Genomic DNA, 18,509 nt, shown 5'->3' on the forward strand with positions numbered 1-18,509 from the left:
GGCCTAGATTTCCGGGTTGCCCTCTAGATGGCGCAGGTAGCGCTCGACGGTGTCGACGGTCTCGCGGTGGCCGGCCGACATGCCCAGCGCCTGCTCGATCACGAGGACCCGGGACACACTGGTCATCAGGACGGACCAGACCAGGGCCGGGATCCTGGCGGGATCGACGCCGTAGCGATCGAGAATCGTCGAGAGCGCTTTGCGTTGCTCCTCGCGAAAGCGCTCGGCGTAGTAGGCGATTTCAACCTTGAGCGCTTTGCGGTGGTTGGCCAGCGCGATGAATTCACTCGTGATCGCAGTAGCCGCCGGATCGGTGCTGAACCGCCACAGCGCCCACAGCGGTTGCGCCGACTGCAAAACCTGCGCCTGCACCTCGAGACCTTCTTCAGCGCGGCGGCGGAACGCGGCCAGGAACAACTCGTCCATGTTGCGGAAGTAGTAGTGGACCAGTTGCGGCTTGAGGTTGGCTCTTTCCGCGACCCGGCGCGAAGTGACTGCGGCATAACCTTCTTCGAGCATCAACTGCTCGGCGGCGTCGAGCAGCACCCCGCGATTCTTCGCGTCCGGGGCCCCGATCCTGCGGGCCGAAGTCATGCCGTGGTTCCACACTCTCGCCGAATAACTGCTGAACATGCCGATCGTAGCGGTGGGCCAGCCCGCGCCTTGACCACGACATTAGCGCCATGCTAAGCAGGTGCTCAGCAAGTTCCGTATATTTGCGGAAGTCAGTCCGGGGCGGCACCACATCTCGTTGCCCCAAACACCACGGGTAAAACAGCCTCGGGAGGCGCGTAACACCATGAGCACCTACGACACGATCGACTTCTTCACCGACCCGTCGCTGGTTCCCGACCCGCACCCCTACTTCGACTACTTGCGCAGCCAGAATCCAGTGCTGCGACTGCCGCACTACAACGTCGTCGCGGTCACCGGTTGGGAAGAGGCGAACGCGGTCTACAAGGACCCCGAGACGTTCTCCAACTGCGTGGCGCTCGGCGGGCCGTTTCCGCCCCTGCCGTTCGAGGTCGACTGTGACGACCTGACCGCCTTGGTCGAATCGCACCGCAGTCAGTTCCCGATGTTCGAGCACATGGTCACCATGGATCCGCCGGAGCACACCAAGGCGCGCTCGATCCTGAGTCGGTTGCTGACCCCGAGTCGGCTGAAGGAGAATGAAGAATTCATGTGGCGGCTGGCCGACCGCCAGCTCGACGAATTTATCGGCAACGGCGAGTGTGAATTCATCGCCGAATACTCAAAACCGTTCGCCACGTTGGTGATCGCCGACCTGCTCGGAGTGCCCGAGGAAGACCACACCCAATTCCGCCACATCCTGGGCGCCGACCGTCCCGGCGCGCGAGTGGGCGCGCTCGATCACGAATCGGTGGGCGTCAACCCGTTGGAGTGGCTGGACGACAAGTTCTGCTCCTACATCGAAGACCGGCGCAGCAGCCCCCGCGACGACGTGCTGACATCGTTGGCGACGGCCAAATATCCCGACGGTTCCACCCCCGAAGTGATCGAGGTAAGCCGTTCTGCGACATTCCTTTTCGCGGCCGGTCAGGAAACGACCGCCAAGCTGCTCTCGGCGGCGCTGCAGGCGCTCGGCGACCGGCCGGGGGTTCAGCAGGCGCTGCGCGACGACCGCAGCCTGATTCCCGGCTTCATCGAGGAATCGCTGCGAATGGAAAGCCCGGTCAAGAGCGACTCGCGACTCGCGCTACGGTCGACCACCGTCGGAGGCGTCGACATTCCGGTCGGGACCATCGTGATGGTGCTGCCTGGAGCCGCGAACCGCGACCCCCGCCGCTTCGAGAATCCGCACGAATTCCAGATCGACCGCAAGAACGTCCGCGAGCACATGGCGTTCGCCCGCGGCGTGCACTCCTGCCCGGGCGCGCCACTGGCCCGCGTCGAAGGCCGGGTCTCGATCGAACGGATACTGGACCGGATGTCCGACCTCTCCATCAGCGAGACCCAGCACGGGCCGGCCAACGATCGGCGTTACACGTTCGAGCCGACCTACATCCTGCGTGGGCTCAGCGAACTTCACCTGACATTCACGCCCCGGCCCGCGCTGGAACCGGTGCACTAGCCGTCGCTCCTTATCGGGTGAAGACGGGTAGCCGCGCCCAGCCACGCACACTGGCGGTGTGCGCCCGTTCGGCGTTGGCGTAGTCGACGTTCCACTCCGGCCAACGCTTGAGGACCTCCTCGAAGGCCACCCGGGCTTCCAGGCGCGCCAACGCCGAACCGAGGCAGAAGTGCAGCCCCTGCCCGAAGCTAAGGTGGCTACCCCGTCGGTGAATGTCGAAGCGGTCCGGATCCGGGAACTGCGATTCGTCGCGATTCGCAGATGCGTTGAGCAGCAACATGAACGACCCCTCCGGAACCACACGGCCGTACAGCTCGGCGTCGCGTGCGACGTAGCGGGCCTGCACCGGCGACGGCGGCTCGTAACGAAGCGATTCCTCGATGGCGCCGGGGATCAGGGACTGGTCGTCCACCAGTTGACGGCGTTGGTCGGGATGATCCGAAAGCAGTTGCGCCATAAAGCCGATCAGCCGAGTGGTGGTCTCGTTGCCGGCGCCAGCGATCATCGCCGTGTAGGACAACACTTCGGTGCGCGACAGCGCCCGACGGGTGCCGTCGAGCTCTTCGACCTCCGCCGCGAGCAGTTCGGTCATCAGGTCATCGGACGGATGCTCCGCCCGCCACTCGATGAACTCGGCGAACATCACGATAGTGTCTTCGAAGATCTTCTGGCTCACCTCGCCCGGTTCACGTCCACCCGCCACATCGAGGAAGGCGCCGTTGCGATCCCGGATGTGGGCCTGGTGCTCCTCGGGGATGCCGAGAAGATAGCCGATGGTCCGCATCGGCAGCACCGCACCGAGGTCGGCGATGAAGTCGAACCCGTCCGCACCAAGGAGCGGATCCAGTTCGCTGGTACAGAAGTCGCGCACCAGTGACTCGACGGCCAGCATGCGACGCGGCGTGAAGACCCGCGACAACAGCCGCCGATGCAGATCGTGCAGCGGCGGGTCCTCGAACAGCAGGATGCCCGGCGGCACTTCGATGTTGTTGAACAAGATGTCGGCGGTGGTTCCACGACCGGAGCGATAGGTCTCCCAGTTGTGCAGTTCGCGGGCCACGTCGTCATACCGGCTCAGAGCGTAGAAGTTGTACTTCTCGTTGTAGTACAGCGGCGCTTCTTCACGCATCCGCTTCCACACCGGGTACGGGTTGTCGTCGATGTCGGAATCGTATGGATCGTAATACAATTCGACCGTTTCGGTGTCTGACATCTAGCGTGTGAATCCCTTCAATCGTTGCGGTGCAGGAAACCGTGCAGAATCGCCTGCACGAGCTCGTCGACGATCACTTCTCGCGATGGCGGCCGGGCGCCGAAGTAGGTGGATCGCAACGCCGCCATACCGGCGATCATCGCGACCGTGGAGTGCGCGGGCAGGTCGGGATGGTCCGATCGGAGTCCGCGAATGTTCATCCCCTCGGCACTGATTCGGCCGAGGACATTGAGCGCTCGCCGGACGTCGGCGATGCCGGTCTCGGCGATTTCCTCCTCGCTCAACGCCTCCGACGCCATCAGCGTCACCAGCAGCCCCTGGTGTTTCACGAACAAGTCATAGAGCTGTCCGACGAATTGCCCAGCCAGCTCCTGCTCGTCCGTCTTCTCGGGAATGACGGATTGCCAGGCATCACCGAATTCGTCGATGAAGCTGGTGAACGGCAGCACCAACGCCTCACGGAAAAGCGCGGCCTTCGAACCGAAGTTGCGGAATAACAGATGCTCGGTAACCCCTGCGGCGGTGGCGATTTCGCGGGTGGTCGTGCTGCGGTAGTCCTGACGGGCGAACAGGGTCCGAGCCGCGTCGAGCAGTAGCCGCCGCGGCTCGCCGCGAGGCCGGCGCACCATGGCGGGGGCCTCGGCAGGGCGCTGCTTGGCGGCTGATCGCTGGGGCACAAATTGAGGATAGTATGTGCTGTCCAATTAGGATAGTATCCACTATCCAAAGAGCCGATGCTGTCTCGGAAGGATGGTCGACGTGGGCGCACTGATCATGCTCGGCACGTTGTTCGGGTTGGTGGCGCTGATCTTCGGCCTGGTACTGCGGTTCGACCCGGAAGCTCGCCGATGAGTGGCCAGATGACTCTGGCCATGCAGGCCGGCAGCGCCTTCGCTCTCGTCGGCGGCATCTCGTTCACCGCATTGGCCGTGTACCTGAGTGTTCGGCAACGTCGCGTACATCCCCTTCTGCTGCTGTGCATTTCGGCGATGTCGTTTTCGTGGATCGAGGCGCCCTACGACTGGGCGATGTACGCGCAGTTCCCCACCGCCCTCCCCCGGATGCCGTCGTGGTGGCCGCTGAACATGACCTGGGCCGGACTCCCGCTGTTCGTCCCGATCGGCTACATCTCGTATTTCGTGCTACCGGCCCTCACGGCCACCGCGCTCGGCCGATGGCTGATCGGGCGTTTTGGGTGGCGCCGGCCCCAGACGTTACTGATCGTCGGCCTTTTCGTCGGCTTCGCCTGGGCGCTGTTTTTCAACGCGTTCTTGGGCGCCAAGCTCGGCGTCTTCTACTACGGCCGGGTCATTCCCGGGCTGGCGATCCGTGAGGGAACGGTCCACCAGTACCCGCTCTACGACTCACTGGCGATGGCCATCCAGATGATGGTCTTCACCTATCTGCTGGGTCGCACCGATACCGAAGGACGCAACGTCATCGAGATGTGGGCGGGCAAGCGATCGACGACTCAGCGGCAGACATCGGTGCTGTCCGTCGTCGCGGTGATCGTCGTCGGAAACCTGCTCTACGGCGCGGTTTTCGCGCCGCACTTGATAACCAAGCTCGGGGGCTGGGTGACCGTGGAACCCCCGGGCCAGTTGTTCCCGGGCGTGCCGAACCAGCCCAAGTGATGTCTCGCTCAGTCAAAGACGTGACGTGGCAACGTGATCGGGACGTCCAGCGAGCTCAACAGTCCGGGCGCCGCGTCGATGACATAGGGGATCGCATTGACCACGCGCATCGCCGTAGAGGTCATGGTGGCGCGGCCAGCGCCGTGGCCTTCGGCCTCGCCAAGTGTCATCTCGCAGTGAATGTCCGGATCGCCGACGATATCGACCCGGTAGGTGGCGTCGCACGCCGAGCGCGGCCAGTCGGGTGCGACGTCGCGCGCCATTCGGATGATGTGCTCGATCACGATCGCCTCGCGGCCGTTGACGACGCCCGCCGCGCGCGTCCGCACCGCGCCGCACGTGCCAGCCGCGATGGTGCCGAATGCGACATCGATTTCCCGCTCAGTGAGCTCGCGGTCGAGTGTTCCCCAGATCTCCTCGATCTCGACACCGAGGCCGGCGGCCATCAGGTGAATCGGTGCCTTCCAGGCCATTTCGATAAATCCCGGCGTCTTCAACATCGGCTCGAAATCAAGCGGTCGGCCAAACCCCATCCCGTCCATCATCACGTCGGCAACTGGGTAGTGGTCGTTGAGCGCCACTTCGCTTGCGGTGATGCATCGGATGTTCTTCGACTGAGTGCTCATCAACAGCGCGAGCTGGTCGGAGGCGAAACCCGGAAAGATGCCCGACCCGTAGAACGATGCGCGGCCGGCCTTGGCGGCGGCGTCGAGTTGGTGGTACCAATCCGGCGCGAAATACGCCGGCGGGTAGACCAGGCTGGTCGACGAGGTCGAGACCACATTGATGCCGGCTTCCAGCAGCCGCAGATAGTCGCGCACGGCGGCCGCGTCACGCTCTGGACCGCTTGCGAAGTACACCACGCAATCGGGGGCGAGCGCAATCAACGCGTCGGTGTCGTCGCTGGCCGTCACGCCGATCGGCCCGCAACCGGCCAGCTCCCCCGCGTCCTTGCCCACCTTGTCTTGCGAATGTACCCATACACCAACGAGTTCCAGGTCCGGCCGGCGTCGGATCGCATCGATCGCGGCCGCGCCGACTCCTCCGGTGGACCAGGCAACGACACGAAGGGGTCCAATGGACATGTTGCTCCTTCAGTTCGACTGGGCCCGCGCGCTGGCAGCACCGGCCTGCTCCAGGTAGCGCCACGCCGTGTCGGGCGGGATGCCACCGCACAGTGGGTGCAGTGGCAGTGGCCGCCCGCCGCGGATGAAATCGACCGCCTGATCGAGCGTAAGGATTCGGTACGGACCGTCGTCCGCCCGCAGGGCGGAGACGGTGTCGGCGCGGGTGATGCTGGCCACCGAGTTGTCGTGCGGCCGATAGGAAGCCGCCGTCACGGCATCGTGGACCAAATTCGGGCCGAGCACCTCCCACGCCTCGTCGACGTCGTCAGCGACGAAAACCGTTGTCGGAGTTCCGGGTACGGGGAATTGGACGACGCCGGGTTCGTGGCCGGCGGCGCGACACCGGGCATCGTAGAATTCGCGCAGTTCCGGCGAGTCGGTCTGCGAGATGAAGCCGAGCCCGTGGTCCGCGGCTCGTCGCGCAGCGGCCTTGCTACCACCGGCGATCATGATCAACGACCCGGCCGCCGATCCGCAGGGCGGGGTGACTCGAACGCGACGGCCTTGGTATTCGACGAGTTCGCCGTGCAACAGGCCGTCGAGTGCATCGATGATTTCGTCGGCAACCAGACCGCGGTTCGACATGTCGACACCGAAGTGGTCGTACTCCTCGCTGCGGTGGCCGATACCGAACACGTAGGACACCCTGCCCCTGCTGATGAGATCCAACACGCAGATCTCCTCCGCCAGTCGCACCGGATCCCACAGCGGAATAGGCACTGCCGCAAGCATTATCGCCAACTGGTTCGTCTTCGCGGCGATCGCGGACGCCAGAATCAACGGGGTCGGCCAAATGCCCATCGTCGGCGCCGTGATGCTCGGAGAGCACCGCGAGGATCGCGCCACGCGTCTCCGCCCACCCGCACATGTCGAGAGCCGCCCCATAGAGGTCGGCCACCGGCGCCGCCCAGTGGGGAGCGCGCATGTCGAACCGCAGCGTGAACACCAGTTGAACCTAACATTTGGTCGCACGGAGGAGAATACACATGACAAATCAGCTTCGCGTTGTCGTCTGGGCCACCGGCGGCATCGGGTCGATCGCCATCCGACTGCGTCATCTACGCCGCGAGCGGCCCGGAACGCGATGCGCTGGCCATCCCCGACTACGTCAAATTACTCGAGGCCGGGATCAACGTGGTCACGACAAGCACGACGCGACTGGTCAATCCGCACCTGTACGAGCCGGCGGAATGGCGCGATCAACTCGCGGCCGCGGCCAAGCAGGGACAGGTGTCGCTGTACGCATCCGGCATCGAGCCGGGCTTTGCCGCCGACTACCTACCGCTGGTGCTGTCGACACAGTCGTCGCAGATCGAGAAGATCCATGCGTTCGAGATCGGCTTGTACGACGACTACGGTGTGCCCGACATCATGATCAACGCGTTGGGCTTCGGACAGCCACTGGACTACCAGCCATGGATCAGCTATCCGGGGGCGATCGCCGGCGAATGGCAGGGGCAGATCCGATTGGTCGCCGACGCGCTCGGTGTCGAATTGCAGGAGGTGCGTGAGGGTTTCGATCGCGCGGTGACCGATCGGACTCTGAACGTCGCCATGGGCACCGTCGAGGCCGGGACGTGCGGCGCCATCCGGATGCAGGCGATCGGTGTGGTGGACGGCCACGAGGCGATCGTCATCGAACACGTCACCCAATTGGCCCATGACGTTGCGCCCGATTGGCCGATCGGGATCGGCGATCTGTCCTATCGCGTCGTCATCACCGGCGATCCCGACATCGACTGCACCTTGGCCGCGACGTTGCGCGACCCGAAGCGGGCCGGCATCGCGGGCATGACGTCGGGCGCCGGCGCGATGGTCGCCACCGCGATGCGGGTGCTCAACGCCGTGCCGTATGTCTTTGCCGCAGAACCGGGTCTGCTGAGTTCGGTAGACCTACCGCTGACGATCCCGCGCAATGCCTTTGCCTGATGGCTCAAGTGTCGGCGCGGGTCCAGAACGTATGGCCTTCCTCCGCGATGCAGATCAGAATCAGCCCGTCGGGCGCCTGGGCAACGTAGTTCGTCCACTGGTGGCAGTCGGAATTCTCTTCCTTGATGCCTGCCATCGGCGGTGAACGGAACCATCTCGGCTGGTATCGCCTGGGCGAGCCGCAGAACATCAGCCGTCCCGGCTGGGTCGCGGGTACATAGCCGCCCGACACCCCAAAGGCGTAGTAGGTGGTGTTCTCGCACGGCGCACCCAAGACCATGTTCGGCGCGATGCCCGGGGTACACGCGGGATAGTCGCAGACCGTCGGCCCCGCGGCAGCCGTCGGCGGCATCCACGCACCGACTCCGATCAGCGCAGCCACTGTCGCCACGATGAAACGCACAGCAATATTTTTGCATGGGCGATAGGAAAATTCTCTTCTTCGGAGAAGATCACATACCCGAGGCAGGACCCTGAATATTGGGTCTCCCCGCACCGTCAGGCCAGCGACTTTGGGGTGATAACGTGATTCTCCGTGTGTAGTCCGGAACGAGCCGTGAGTCGTAGTGCGCTTGCGCCGGCGATTGCCCAGGACCAGTGACGGACTCCGACGCCGAGCCATCGACCATCGACGCTCCAAAATCGCTCGCGGAAGCCGAAGAAGAGCTCGCTCGGGCGGAGGAGCGCGCCGAGGCCGCGCGAGCCCGGGCGGTCGAATTGCGCCTGCAGGCCGAGTCGAGCGAACAAACTGAAGCGACCGCCGACGCTGAGGCCGACATCGTCGAGGCCAAGCCGGCTCGCTGGCGATCAAGGCTTCGATGGCCGCGGCGGCTCCGTCTTCCTACCAGGAAAACAATCGGCGTCGGCACCGCAATCGTGGTCCTGTGCTCCTCCCTGGCTGCCAGCGGTTACATCCTCTGGCAGCACCGCATACTCGTGCAGCATCGCCAGCAGGCGGCGGAGTTTGCCGCCGCGGCCCGGGAGGAAGTTGCAACGATGATGTCGATCGATCCCGCGCACGCGAAGGAGAATGTTCAACGCAGCATCGACGACACGACCGGGGCGCTCAAGAGCCAGCTGGAAGCCACATCAAGCTACGTGGTCAAGAACGCGCAAGATGCACAGGTCAAGACGAAGGCCACCGTGCAAGATGTCGCGATCGAGTCGATGACCGGTAATTCCGCAGTCGTCCTAGTCATCACAAAATCCGACACCGTCAATGCCGACAAATCGAATCGACCGTCGGTGTTCTGGCGACTCAGCGTCAATATCGAGCGGGACGGTGACCGGCTCAAGATGTCGAAAATTGACTTCGTCCAATGAATTCCGAGTCAGAGTCGCCGCCCGATGATGCGGAGACCGCCCAGAAGGAGCCGGACTCGCAGGATGGCAGCACCACGTCTGCATCCCCGGGCGAATCGCGCGACGACGGGATGGGCGCGATCGGTCGGGTGGCCTCCCACGTGCTCATGCACTGGCGTGCAGCCCTTTTGACGGCGTCGGTCATTGCCGCAGTGGGCCTGACTGCGTGCTTATTTGTTCTTCAGTACCGTCCGGATCGACAGATCGATGACGCCGCGGCGCAGCGAGCAATCCGGGCGGCCTCCGACGGCGCCGTTGCGGCGCTGTCCTACTCGAGCGAGAACACGGACCGTGATTTCGCCAAGGCGAGATCACATCTCACCGGTGATTTTCTCGCCTACTACGACAAATTCACCAAAGAGATCGTCAAACCGACGGTGCAACAAAAGCAAATCTCGCAGACCGCCTCGGTGGTGAAAGCGGGCGTGTCAGAACTGGCGCCGAACTCGGCCGTCGTGCTGGTGTTCCTCAACGAGACCACGGTAGGCAAGGACAAGAGGCAACCTTTGATAACCCCGACCAGCGTGCGAATAACGCTCGCGAAGGTCAACGGTTCCTGGCTAATCTCGAAGTTGGATCCATTCGGGTGACGGCAGGTAACGCCGATGCTATTCTCGTCGCACGAGAATGCCGCTACCGGTGGCGATATTGGCCCCTGGGCACTTTCGGTTATGCCCGTCGAGGAGCACACGATGCGTTCAGCTGGCACGATCACCGCCGCTGTACTGTTGGCTGCCAACGTATTCGGCGTTTTGGGTCCGCCATCTGAGGCCCGAGCAACGACGAAGGAAGACGTCGCGATCAACGGGACGTACAAGGTCACGTCAAACGGCAACTGGGCCAAAATCAACGATCAGTACAACAACGAGCCGACAGTCGTCAGCACCTGGACGATCAGCTCCACTTGCTCCAATTTTCAGACATGCAGCGGCACGATGAAGAGCGACCAGGGCTGGAGCGCGCCGGTCACCATGAACGACGGGCTGGTGTGGTACGTCAGGCGTGACCTGCCAAATTGGGAGCGGTGCCAAGACGGCACCGCGTTCACCGGCAAGCAGATCTTCTACTTCTATCAAGCTGATCCCGAGGGTAGCGGTGAATACCGACTCGGGTCGCCGGTGATGGCCGGCAAAGACCGGACATTCGGTCCGAGCGGCGCTTGCGGGCAAAACCAGTGGCTTGCAATCGAAATGCCGATGCGGCTCGACAAGATCGGCTGACTAGCCAGGCATAGTTCGATTGTCCGGCTCGCCCCCGCAAGCGGGCGGTACCCCCACCTCAAGCCGGTTCCCGGCCCGCATCGTCGCCGGGCACCTTTAAGTCGGAAACAGGTCCTGCCATTGCTTGGGCGCTGACCCCGTTGCAAGATCCGACTGCTGGTACAACTTCCCGTCCGGAGCGACATAACGACCGGAACGCGGATCGTATGGGGTCACCGCGATCGAGGGCGCTGTTTGAGATGCCTTGGTCCCGAACGAACTTGGATGCGCCTGCGACGGTCCACCGTTGATCACGGCCGGTGGCCTCGGGGGCGCGGGCGACCGGTGCACGGCAGGTGGCGGCGCGACGTCGAGTGGCGCAATGGACGGAAAGTCGTTCGCCTGCGTCGACATGTTGGCCGACGACGGTGCCGGTGGCGCGGCTGCGCCCAGCGTGCCTGGAGGCGGAGATGCGCCCCGAGGCCCTGGGGGGGTGCCCCGCGGGACGGCCCCTGGTGGCAGCGGCGTTCCCTCAAGCGGTCCGAAGATTCGTTGGTCGGCAGTGACCCGGTCGTCGAGCGGGATGCCCTGGGACAGCAGGTTCGGATCAATGGGAGAAGGGCCGAGGACATGCTGGCGCATCGCCAGCGGCATGAATGGCTTGTCACTGTTGCAGATTTCGACGGTGGGCGCGCGCTTTCCGGGGTGTCCCATGCAGGGATAGTTGCGGGCGCCGCGAACCGAGATCGGTGAATCCTGCGGCAGTTTGCAGTACAACCCGTCGGGCGTGTCGATGTCGCTGGTGTCGGACGGGGATCGCCACATGTTTTGCGGCAAGAAACCGACCGTGCAAATGGGCGGATCGTCGACCGTGAATGAAAAGTCGCCCTTGGACCAACCCTCGGGATGGTTGAAAGGTCCTGCCGTTTGCTCTATGGCAACGGCCGGCGGCAGCAACACCAACAGCTGCTCCAGTGAGGGGTGGTAGGTGACGCCGATCTGCCCGATCGTGGTCAGATTGGCCAGCAACACCGGCAGCGTCGGCTTGATCTGCTCGAACAGCCGCGACGCCTCGTCCGCGGCCCCGGGACCGTTTTGCAGCACGGTGCGAAGCCGGGAATCGTCGGTCGCCACCACGTCGGAGATCCCGGCCAGGCTACGCGCCCAGGTGCGAACGGAATCGGTGGTCTTCGCCTGTGAATCCAACAGCGGCCCAGTGTCTTCGATGAGGGCTCGCGTGCGATCGACAACATCGTTCGCGTCGGCGGAGATTCGCGACGTCGAGTCGGACAAAGAACCCAGATCGTATCCGGCCCCGTTGAAGGCTTGGAACGTTTCGTCGAGCAATTGGCCGATTTTGTTCTTGGGAAGGCTCTTGATCAAGGCATTGACCTGATCGAGCATTGGTCCGACCGCTTGCGGAATCGTGGTGTCGCGCATGGCAATAACCGATCCGTCGCGTAGATACGGCGCCGAATCGGTTCGTGGCCGCAAGTCCACATACTGCTCGCCTACCGCGGATACGCTCAGCACATCCGCTTGCAGGTTCGCCGGGATCTTGGGTGAGCTGCCAAGCGACAGCGTTGCTTTGGCACCGTTCGCGGTGAGCGCCACCGCGGTGACCTTGCCGACCTGCACTCCGCGGTAGGTGACGTTGGAGAACCGGTACAGGCCGCCGGTGGCCGGCAGCTCGAGGGTGACGGTCATCCGACCGATGCCGAGCAGGGTCGGCAGCTGGATGTAGAAGAGGACCATCGCGATAATCCCAATGATGCCGACGATCGCGAAAATCGCCAGCTGAATCCGCACGAAGCGCGTCAGCATCTATCCGCCCCCTCCTGCTGGCGGGAATCCCGCCGGCGGACCAGGATTCGGCCCTGCCGGCGGTTGGGCTGGCGGCGCAGCCGCGGGACCCGGTAAGGGACCAAACCCCGGTGGCGGCGCCGCGGGTCCCGGTAGCGGAGCGCTGAATTGGAGATTCGGCTGAGCAGGTCCGGGCGGCGGAGCTTGAGGACCAGCCGGCGGAACGCCCGGCGGTTGCGCCGGGCCGGGCGGCGGCGGTGCCACGGGACCAGGCGCCTGGGCGGCGCCGGCGCGCAATGGATCATAGGTGTAATTCAGGTAATACGGCTCCCCGGGCGCGGGTACCTGCTGTTCGCCCAGTGCTCCCCAGTGCGTCCCAAGCAGCAGGCTGTTCTTGAGTTTGGGAATAGTGAAGTCGAACTGAAATTGCAGGTTGAAGTAATCACCTCGAATGGCTCGATCGACGAAGTTCTGGGTGAACGGGAAGACCGTCGACCCCGCGAGCGCCGTGCCAAGCCCCGGTCCGACGTCGGCGAGCGCGCGGATGGTCGGCTCCAGGTTTTTCAGATTCTTGACCAAGTCGGCCTGAGTGTTGTTGATCAGCCCGGTGGCGGTGTTGCTGAATACGCGCAGGTGATCCAACGCCGCCGTTAGGCGCGGCCGCTCCTTGATGAATACCTCAAGCGCGGGCGGTACCTTGCGCAGCGCCTCGGTGAGAACGTCGCGCTGTCCGGCGAATGTCTCGGCAAGCCGGTTCAGCGCCTGGATCGACGCAACGATGTTGTCCCGCTGCGCATCCAGCGTCCCCACGAACGTGTCGAGCCGATTGAGCAAATCGCGAACAGCACCCTCGCGCCCGGATAAGGCGGCGCTGAAATTGTGGATGATTTCCCCGATCTGGCCGAGTCCGCCCCCGTTGACGACCAGCGACAGCGACGACAGGGTTTGCTCCGTCGAGGGATAGATCGACGACCGATTCAGCGGGATGGTGGCGCCCGGGCGTAACCGTCCGGTACCGGGTTGGCCCAGCGGCGGATTGAGCTCCACATGCATGGATCCCAGCAGGCTGGTCTGGCCGACACTGGCAACCACGTTAGCGGGGATGACAGCATCACGCTTCACCGAAATCTCGACGTCGGCGTGCCAGTCTTTCACCCTCATCGGGCCCACACTGCCGACCACGACATCGTCCATCATCACCGGCGAATTCGACTCCATCGTCAGGACATTCGCGAGTTCGACGTGGTAGATGTCGGCGCCCGCTCCACGCCCGACCGCGCCGGGCAACGGTAGCGAGTTGAGGCCGTGGAACGCGCACCCGGTGGCGGTCAGCGCCACACAGGAGCCGATAGCAAGTACTCGGCGAACGGTCAGCCGACCCATCATGGATGTGTCCCTTCGGCCGGCAACAACGGTGGCGGAGGCTGTGGCGTCGACGGCGGCGGCGGCAGCGGCATCGCCGCGCCAGGTATCCGGGGCAGCGGCTCCGACGGTGCCGGGCCGGATACCACCGAGTCACCATTCAACCCGGTGTAGGCCGATATCGCGGGCGGGATCTCGGGCGGTCCTGGCTTCGGGCCCTCGCCGCCAGGAGCGAGGCGCGGTTCACTGTAAACAACGTTGGCCGGATCCACCGACTTCTGGAGGAATGGGTTGATGGGGAACGGCACGCTGTTGAAATTGAGCAGCCGCATTCCGGGACCCAGAAACAGCGCACACAGCTTGCCCGATTCGACGGCGGTGATGCTCTCGACGGTTTCCAACATCGTGCAGCCGGGGGCGGGCAGCGGAACAAACATGCCCGCCCACGTAGGGTTGGCGAAGTTCATGACCCCGAACCCGCCCACAATGGTTCCGGTGTCGGCGTTGTAGTCGTTGAAGAAGTTGCCGAGCGCGTTCGGCGCACCGTGCAAGATGTTCTCCAGGGCCATGTGCTGATCGACGATAGGCTGGAGGGCATCGCCCAATCGCGCAACCTGCTCGCTGGTCTGGTCGCGGGTTTCGGCGATGAATCGCTGCACTTCGCCCACTGCCGTGGAGAGATCGGTCAGCGCCGCGTCCAGCTCGGATCTGCTGTCGTTGACCACGCCGGTTAGGGTGGCCAGCCGGTCGTTGAACTGCACGATTTGGACGTTGCTGTCGCGCAGTGCGGTAACGAAGGTCTGCAGATTCTTGATGATGTCGACGATGTTGCCGCTCCCGTTGGCGAGGATGCGCCCGACCCCTGACAGTTGAGCGAGTGTTTGCCGCAGCTTGTCGCCATTGCCCTGTAGCGCGTTGGCGGCGCTGTCGACCAACCGCGCGATCGACGGCGTCGACACCTTGAGATTGGGACCCAAATCTGTTGCCAGCCGCATCAATTGGTTTTTAACCTGGTCCCACTCGATAGGCACGGCCGTGCGTTGTACCGGGATCACCGCCCCGTCGGCCATGACCGGGCCGCTGCTCCGGTAGGCGGGAGTGAGCTGGACGTAACGGGCAGCCACCAAATTCTGGGTGACGATCACGGCTTTCGCGTCCGCCGGAATCGGCACACCGTGGTCGATCTTGAGGATCATTTTGGCCTGCGTCCCCGCGGGATCGATGGACTTGATCGTGCCGATCTTGACACCGGAGACCCGCACCTGATCGCCGGGGTAAATCGCGGTGGCGGTGGTGAAGTAGGCGGTCACGGTCGTCGGGCCAAAGAACACGTCACGCACAATCAGTCCTGTGCCGGCGACGATCAGCCCGGCGAGGACGGCCGCCGCAATAGCCGTGAGCCTCTTACGCGGGATCCGAGGCATCCGGGAAATCATTGGCCCCCTCCGATCCGGCCGCCCAACGTACAGCCAGGGCACGGCGGAATGCCGTTGTACAGTTGCGGCACCAAGGACCGCGGTACCTGTGACGGGAAGCCTGGGCCGCGCGCGGTGTCGAAGGTTCGGAATCCCCAGAGGTAATCCAGGAACGGCCCGAAGAGTTCCGGAATAGCGGCGTTCGGGGCGAACGCCTGGTAGGCGTACATGCTGGAGATCGCCTCGCCCACCGTGATCTCGAATTTCGCGAGGCCGGGCAGTGCTTTGCTGATGTTGTCGCGGTTCTTTTCCAGCATCGCGGTCACCGAATTCAGCTTCTCCAGCGTGGGGGCCAACTTGCTTTCGTTGTCGTGCACCAATCCGGTCAGCTGTTTGGCCACCGTCGAGGTATTGGCCAACAGCGAGACGATCTCTTGTCGGCGCGTCACCAACACCTGAAGTAGGTCGTCGGAGTTCAGGATGAGCTTGTTGACCTGTTGGCTGCGTTCCGACAGGATTCCGGTGACGTCGCTGGCACTTTTGAGCAGCTCGCCCAGGGATGTGTTGCGGCTGTTGAGGCTTCGCGATAACCGGGTGACGGCGTCGAAAGTGGGTCCCAGCTGTGGGGCGATCTGGTTGAGCGTCGCCGATAGCGTGTCGAGTGACTGGTTCAAGGTCGCGGTGTTGGTATCGCCGGCGTACGAGGTGAAGTCACTGACCGCGTCGGTCAGCGAGTACGGCGAACCGGTGCGCGATATCGGGATGACATCCAGCGGATGCATCATTCCGCCGCCGGCCGATTCCAGGGTGAGCACTCGCTCGCCCAGCAGTGTGCCGGTGCGGATGTGCGCGGCAGTGTCGGTTCCGAGCGGAACATTGCCCTTCATCGTGAACGTGACCAGAGCGTCGCCGTTGCGCAACGACACATTCGACACCGTGCCGACTTTGATTCCCGACACCGTCACAGCGTTGCCGACGGCAAGGCCGCCGGCTTCGGAGAACAGCGCCTGATACCGGACGGAGCTCGCCAACGACACAATCCGGTCGGGCGACAGGCCTACCAGGATGATCATCCCGATCAGGACGGCCCCGATGAATCCGGCTTTGATCAGGCCCGTTCCGCGGTATTTCAGCATCAGTGTCCCTCCGGATCCGGTTCCTGGCACCGCTTCGCTTCGGACCTGAACCAGGGGGCCACCACCGTCTTGCCTTGCAGGTCCGTGCCACGGAGTGTGAACTCGCAGATGAAGTACGGGACGGTGGCACCGAATACGCCGAGTCGGACCAGCTTGCGGTAGTTCTTCGGCGCCTTCTGCAGCGCGGTGTCGAGGCGGTCCTTGTCGTTCTCGAGTAGCGGGGCCAGCCGACCGAGCTGCTCAATGGTGCCGGACAGCGGTGGTCTGGCCTTGCTCAGCAGATCGGCCAGCGAAGCGGTTCCCTTGCTCAATGCGTCGATAGCGGGTGCGATGGTGTTGCGGTCGTCAGACAGTCCGGTAACCAGCCGCTGGAGGCGATCGATGGCGGCAGAGAACTTGCCGCCATCTTTGTCGAGGGTGGCCACCACGGTGTTCAGGTTTTGGATCAATTGCTGAACCGTTTGGTCGTTGTCGCCCAATGCATTCGAGAACGATGTCGTTTTGGAGAACAACGACTGAAGAGTGCCACCCTCGCCTTGGAACACCTGCAGTAGCGCTGACGAGAGCGCATTGACATCGTTCGCGTTCAAGCCCTGCACAACGGGTCTCAATCCGCCGAGCAGCAGGTCGAGGTCAAGCGCTGGCGCGGTGTGATCGACACCGATCTCTCCCCCGGCCGGCAGCCTTCGAGTCGAGCCCGGGCCGTCGACGAGTTCGAGGTAGCGGTCACCAACCAGGTTGAGATAGCGAACCGCTGCCTTGGTGCCGTCGGTGAGTACGACTGATCGGTCCGTGTCGAATTTGACCACGACCTTTTTGTCCGGCTGCAACGAAATACCGTTGACGGTGCCCACCCTGATGCCGGCGACTCGCACCGAATCCCCGTTCTTCAGTCGTGACGCATCGTTGAAGACCGCCGAATACCCGTTTGTCGCACCGGTTCGGTACTGGCCGAAGATGAAGAACAGAAACGCGGTCAGCATCGCCATCACGACGGCGAAGACACCGAACTTGATGAGCGTCGCGCGCAGTGAGCCCCTCATCCCTGTTGTCCAACCTGAGCTGAGTTGCGTGGCGGGCCGGTGATCGGCCCGTACAACAGCTGTTTAAGGCCGTCGAAGTTGAGCAGCAATTGCTGGTTTCCGTACTGCACCGGGTTGGCGCCGATATCTGCGACGACAACCTTCGCATTGGTGTCGAAGGGAACCTTCGGTAAATCCAGGCATTGCGGGCCGCCCGTGGCCGCGACCTTAGGCAGGTTAGTCGGATACCGATAACGTTCGGCCCCCCAAGTGAGACTTGCAATGATATTGATGCTCGGTTCCGACAACGGCGGATTCTTGGCTTGTTGTGCGAGACCCGCGAAACCGCACCACAGCGCTTTGTTGTACTCGTTGGTCAGATCGGTGGTCGGCCTCAGCAGATGGATGACATCCGTCAAACCCTGCCGGTTAGCGGACAGGACGTCGTTGCCGACGTCGGCCAAACCGATCGCGCTCACCAGCAGCGCGTCGAGGTTGTGTTGCTCGTCGACGAACGTCTGGCTGATCTGTGCTGAATTACGAACGGTTTTCACCAGGTCCGCCGACGCGTCGGCGTAGGCATTGAATACCGGCGCCGAAACCGCGATGTCGTGGCTCAGCGCGGACAGGCTCGGATTGAACTTCACCAGGAACGAGTCCAGGTCGCTGAACGCCTGACCGATCTTTTGGCCCCGGCCGCTGAGCGCCTGGCCGATCGCCCCAAGGGTCTCGTTGAGCTTCGCGGGATCGAGCGAGCCCAATACTTCGGTCAAGTGCTTGAACACCGTGTTCACCTCGACCGTGACGTGCTGGCTGTCAAGCACCTGGCCGGCGCGCAGGGATCGCGGTGCCGGTTGCGCCGGCGGTACCAGGTCAACGAACTTGGCGCCGAAAACCGTTGGCGACGTGAGGTCGACGAGCACATTGGACGGAATCAGATGCATGTCCGAGGGATACATCGCCAAATGCAGGACCGCTTGGCCGTTTGCGCGCGACTCGATCGAGTCGACCTTGCCCACTTGCACGCCACGCATCTTCACCTTGGCGTCCGGGTTCATCACCAAGCCGGCCCGCGACGACAGCACGGTCACCGGCACACTTTCGGTGAAGCTGCCCCGGAACAAGCCGACGGCGCCGGCAACGATCGCGACGAGGGCCGCGACGGTCACCAGGCCCGTCAGCGCGCGTATCCCGTTGTGACCCATGGAGAGT

Annotated in this window: 18 protein-coding genes; 6 read left to right on the forward strand and 12 right to left on the reverse strand. The window is 63.5% G+C overall.

Translation table 11 applies throughout. The features are described from left to right. Positions 1-3 precede the first annotated feature (3 nt). The gene (locus tag A5658_RS21165) at positions 4-594 is read right to left on the reverse strand and encodes a TetR/AcrR family transcriptional regulator (RefSeq protein WP_067340128.1); all 591 of its coding nucleotides are present in this window, start codon (positions 592-594) and stop codon (positions 4-6) included. 205 nt (positions 595-799) lie between these two features. On the opposite strand from A5658_RS21165, the gene A5658_RS21170 reads away from it, so the two are divergent. Continuing rightward, positions 800-2,095, forward strand: coding sequence for a cytochrome P450 (locus A5658_RS21170; protein ID WP_067339756.1), 1,296 nt, complete (start codon positions 800-802; stop codon positions 2,093-2,095). A gap of 10 nt (positions 2,096-2,105) precedes the next feature. Here the strand turns inward: A5658_RS21170 and A5658_RS21175 are convergent, their stop codons facing one another. Together A5658_RS21175 and A5658_RS21180 are read right to left on the reverse strand one after the other, a co-directional pair. Next, positions 2,106-3,308: a cytochrome P450 gene (locus tag A5658_RS21175; protein WP_067339758.1), complete on the reverse strand. Its 1,203-nt coding sequence runs from the start codon at positions 3,306-3,308 to the stop codon at positions 2,106-2,108. A gap of 17 nt (positions 3,309-3,325) precedes the next feature. Then, entirely contained in the window at positions 3,326-3,937 is a 612-nt protein-coding gene (locus A5658_RS21180) for a TetR/AcrR family transcriptional regulator (RefSeq protein WP_369830557.1), read from the reverse strand. 219 nt (positions 3,938-4,156) lie between these two features. On the opposite strand from A5658_RS21180, the gene A5658_RS21185 reads away from it, so the two are divergent. Beyond that, positions 4,157-4,942, forward strand: coding sequence for a spirocyclase AveC family protein (locus A5658_RS21185; protein WP_067339760.1), 786 nt, complete (start codon positions 4,157-4,159; stop codon positions 4,940-4,942). A gap of 8 nt (positions 4,943-4,950) precedes the next feature. Here the strand turns inward: A5658_RS21185 and A5658_RS21190 are convergent, their stop codons facing one another. After that, a complete protein-coding gene (locus A5658_RS21190) occupies positions 4,951-6,027 on the reverse strand; it encodes a dihydrodipicolinate reductase (RefSeq protein WP_067339763.1) in 1,077 nt (358 codons plus the stop codon). Positions 6,028-6,036: 9 nt separating this feature from the next. Further along, positions 6,037-6,870, reverse strand: coding sequence for an LLM class flavin-dependent oxidoreductase (locus A5658_RS21195; RefSeq protein WP_231997400.1), 834 nt, complete (start codon positions 6,868-6,870; stop codon positions 6,037-6,039). 204 nt (positions 6,871-7,074) lie between these two features. Between A5658_RS21195 and A5658_RS21200 the strand changes: the two genes are divergently transcribed. Continuing rightward, the gene (locus tag A5658_RS21200; RefSeq protein ID WP_231997401.1) at positions 7,075-7,998 is read left to right on the forward strand and encodes a dihydrodipicolinate reductase; all 924 of its coding nucleotides are present in this window, start codon (positions 7,075-7,077) and stop codon (positions 7,996-7,998) included. Positions 7,999-8,002: 4 nt separating this feature from the next. Here A5658_RS21200 and A5658_RS21205 read toward each other — a convergent pair whose 3' ends face one another. Then, the gene (locus A5658_RS21205) at positions 8,003-8,350 is read right to left on the reverse strand and encodes a hypothetical protein (RefSeq protein WP_067340133.1); all 348 of its coding nucleotides are present in this window, start codon (positions 8,348-8,350) and stop codon (positions 8,003-8,005) included. Positions 8,351-8,715: 365 nt separating this feature from the next. Between A5658_RS21205 and A5658_RS21210 the strand changes: the two genes are divergently transcribed. The 3 genes from A5658_RS21210 (at position 8,716) to A5658_RS21220 (ending at position 10,580) form a co-directional block, all read left to right on the forward strand. After that, positions 8,716-9,321, forward strand: coding sequence for a hypothetical protein (locus A5658_RS21210; protein ID WP_231997402.1), 606 nt, complete (start codon positions 8,716-8,718; stop codon positions 9,319-9,321). Beyond that, positions 9,318-9,950, forward strand: a complete 633-nt coding sequence (locus A5658_RS21215) for a hypothetical protein (protein WP_067339765.1) — start codon at positions 9,318-9,320, stop codon at positions 9,948-9,950. The genes A5658_RS21210 and A5658_RS21215 overlap by 4 nt, the downstream gene beginning before the upstream one ends. Positions 9,951-10,052: 102 nt before the next feature. Next, a complete protein-coding gene (locus tag A5658_RS21220) occupies positions 10,053-10,580 on the forward strand; it encodes a hypothetical protein (protein WP_067340138.1) in 528 nt (175 codons plus the stop codon). Positions 10,581-10,676: 96 nt separating this feature from the next. Here A5658_RS21220 and A5658_RS21225 read toward each other — a convergent pair whose 3' ends face one another. Genes A5658_RS21225 through A5658_RS21250 form a run of 6 tightly spaced genes read right to left on the reverse strand, consistent with a single transcriptional unit; the run spans position 10,677 to position 18,502 of the window. Next, positions 10,677-12,383, reverse strand: coding sequence for an MCE family protein (locus A5658_RS21225; protein WP_067339768.1), 1,707 nt, complete (start codon positions 12,381-12,383; stop codon positions 10,677-10,679). Then, complete coding sequence (locus A5658_RS21230) at positions 12,384-13,748, reverse strand: MCE family protein (RefSeq protein WP_067339771.1); 1,365 nt, start codon at positions 13,746-13,748, stop codon at positions 12,384-12,386. It abuts the gene before it with no gap. Continuing rightward, complete coding sequence (locus A5658_RS21235) at positions 13,745-15,160, reverse strand: MCE family protein (protein ID WP_067339773.1); 1,416 nt, start codon at positions 15,158-15,160, stop codon at positions 13,745-13,747. Before A5658_RS21235 ends, A5658_RS21230 begins: the two co-directional genes overlap by 4 nt. Then, positions 15,157-16,275 (reverse strand): MCE family protein, encoded by a 1,119-nt coding sequence (locus A5658_RS21240; RefSeq protein ID WP_067339775.1) that lies wholly within the window; start codon positions 16,273-16,275, stop codon positions 15,157-15,159. Before A5658_RS21240 ends, A5658_RS21235 begins: the two co-directional genes overlap by 4 nt. Then, a complete protein-coding gene (locus A5658_RS21245; RefSeq protein WP_067339778.1) occupies positions 16,275-17,318 on the reverse strand; it encodes an MCE family protein in 1,044 nt (347 codons plus the stop codon). Before A5658_RS21245 ends, A5658_RS21240 begins: the two co-directional genes overlap by 1 nt. After that, positions 17,315-18,502, reverse strand: coding sequence for an MCE family protein (locus A5658_RS21250; protein ID WP_082993334.1), 1,188 nt, complete (start codon positions 18,500-18,502; stop codon positions 17,315-17,317). The genes A5658_RS21245 and A5658_RS21250 overlap by 4 nt, the downstream gene beginning before the upstream one ends. Positions 18,503-18,509 lie beyond the last annotated feature (7 nt).

This window comes from Mycobacterium sp. 1245111.1 (genome assembly GCF_001673405.1).
Lineage (GTDB): Bacteria > Actinomycetota > Actinomycetes > Mycobacteriales > Mycobacteriaceae > Mycobacterium.

Bases quoted from the DNA above. Each gene is read 5' to 3' on its own strand.
- A5658_RS21165 (WP_067340128.1), bottom strand. From the start codon at position 594: ATGACTTCGGCCCGCAGGATCGGGGCCCCGGACGCGAAGAATCGCGGG.
- A5658_RS21175 (WP_067339758.1), bottom strand. From the start codon at position 3,308: ATGTCAGACACCGAAACGGTCGAATTGTATTACGATCCATACGATTCC.
- A5658_RS21185 (WP_067339760.1), top strand. From the start codon at position 4,157: ATGAGTGGCCAGATGACTCTGGCCATGCAGGCCGGCAGCGCCTTCGCT.
- A5658_RS21205 (WP_067340133.1), bottom strand. From the start codon at position 8,350: ATGCCGCCGACGGCTGCCGCGGGGCCGACGGTCTGCGACTATCCCGCG.
- A5658_RS21230 (WP_067339771.1), bottom strand. From the start codon at position 13,748: ATGATGGGTCGGCTGACCGTTCGCCGAGTACTTGCTATCGGCTCCTGT.
- A5658_RS21220 (WP_067340138.1), top strand. From the start codon at position 10,053: ATGCGTTCAGCTGGCACGATCACCGCCGCTGTACTGTTGGCTGCCAAC.
- A5658_RS21215 (WP_067339765.1), top strand. From the start codon at position 9,318: ATGAATTCCGAGTCAGAGTCGCCGCCCGATGATGCGGAGACCGCCCAG.
- A5658_RS21250 (WP_082993334.1), bottom strand. From the start codon at position 18,502: ATGGGTCACAACGGGATACGCGCGCTGACGGGCCTGGTGACCGTCGCG.
- A5658_RS21170 (WP_067339756.1), top strand. From the start codon at position 800: ATGAGCACCTACGACACGATCGACTTCTTCACCGACCCGTCGCTGGTT.
- A5658_RS21190 (WP_067339763.1), bottom strand. From the start codon at position 6,027: ATGTCCATTGGACCCCTTCGTGTCGTTGCCTGGTCCACCGGAGGAGTC.
- A5658_RS21180 (WP_369830557.1), bottom strand. From the start codon at position 3,937: ATGGTGCGCCGGCCTCGCGGCGAGCCGCGGCGGCTACTGCTCGACGCG.
- A5658_RS21235 (WP_067339773.1), bottom strand. From the start codon at position 15,160: ATGATTTCCCGGATGCCTCGGATCCCGCGTAAGAGGCTCACGGCTATT.
- A5658_RS21225 (WP_067339768.1), bottom strand. From the start codon at position 12,383: ATGCTGACGCGCTTCGTGCGGATTCAGCTGGCGATTTTCGCGATCGTC.
- A5658_RS21195 (WP_231997400.1), bottom strand. From the start codon at position 6,870: ATGGGCATTTGGCCGACCCCGTTGATTCTGGCGTCCGCGATCGCCGCG.
- A5658_RS21240 (WP_067339775.1), bottom strand. From the start codon at position 16,275: ATGCTGAAATACCGCGGAACGGGCCTGATCAAAGCCGGATTCATCGGG.
- A5658_RS21245 (WP_067339778.1), bottom strand. From the start codon at position 17,318: ATGAGGGGCTCACTGCGCGCGACGCTCATCAAGTTCGGTGTCTTCGCC.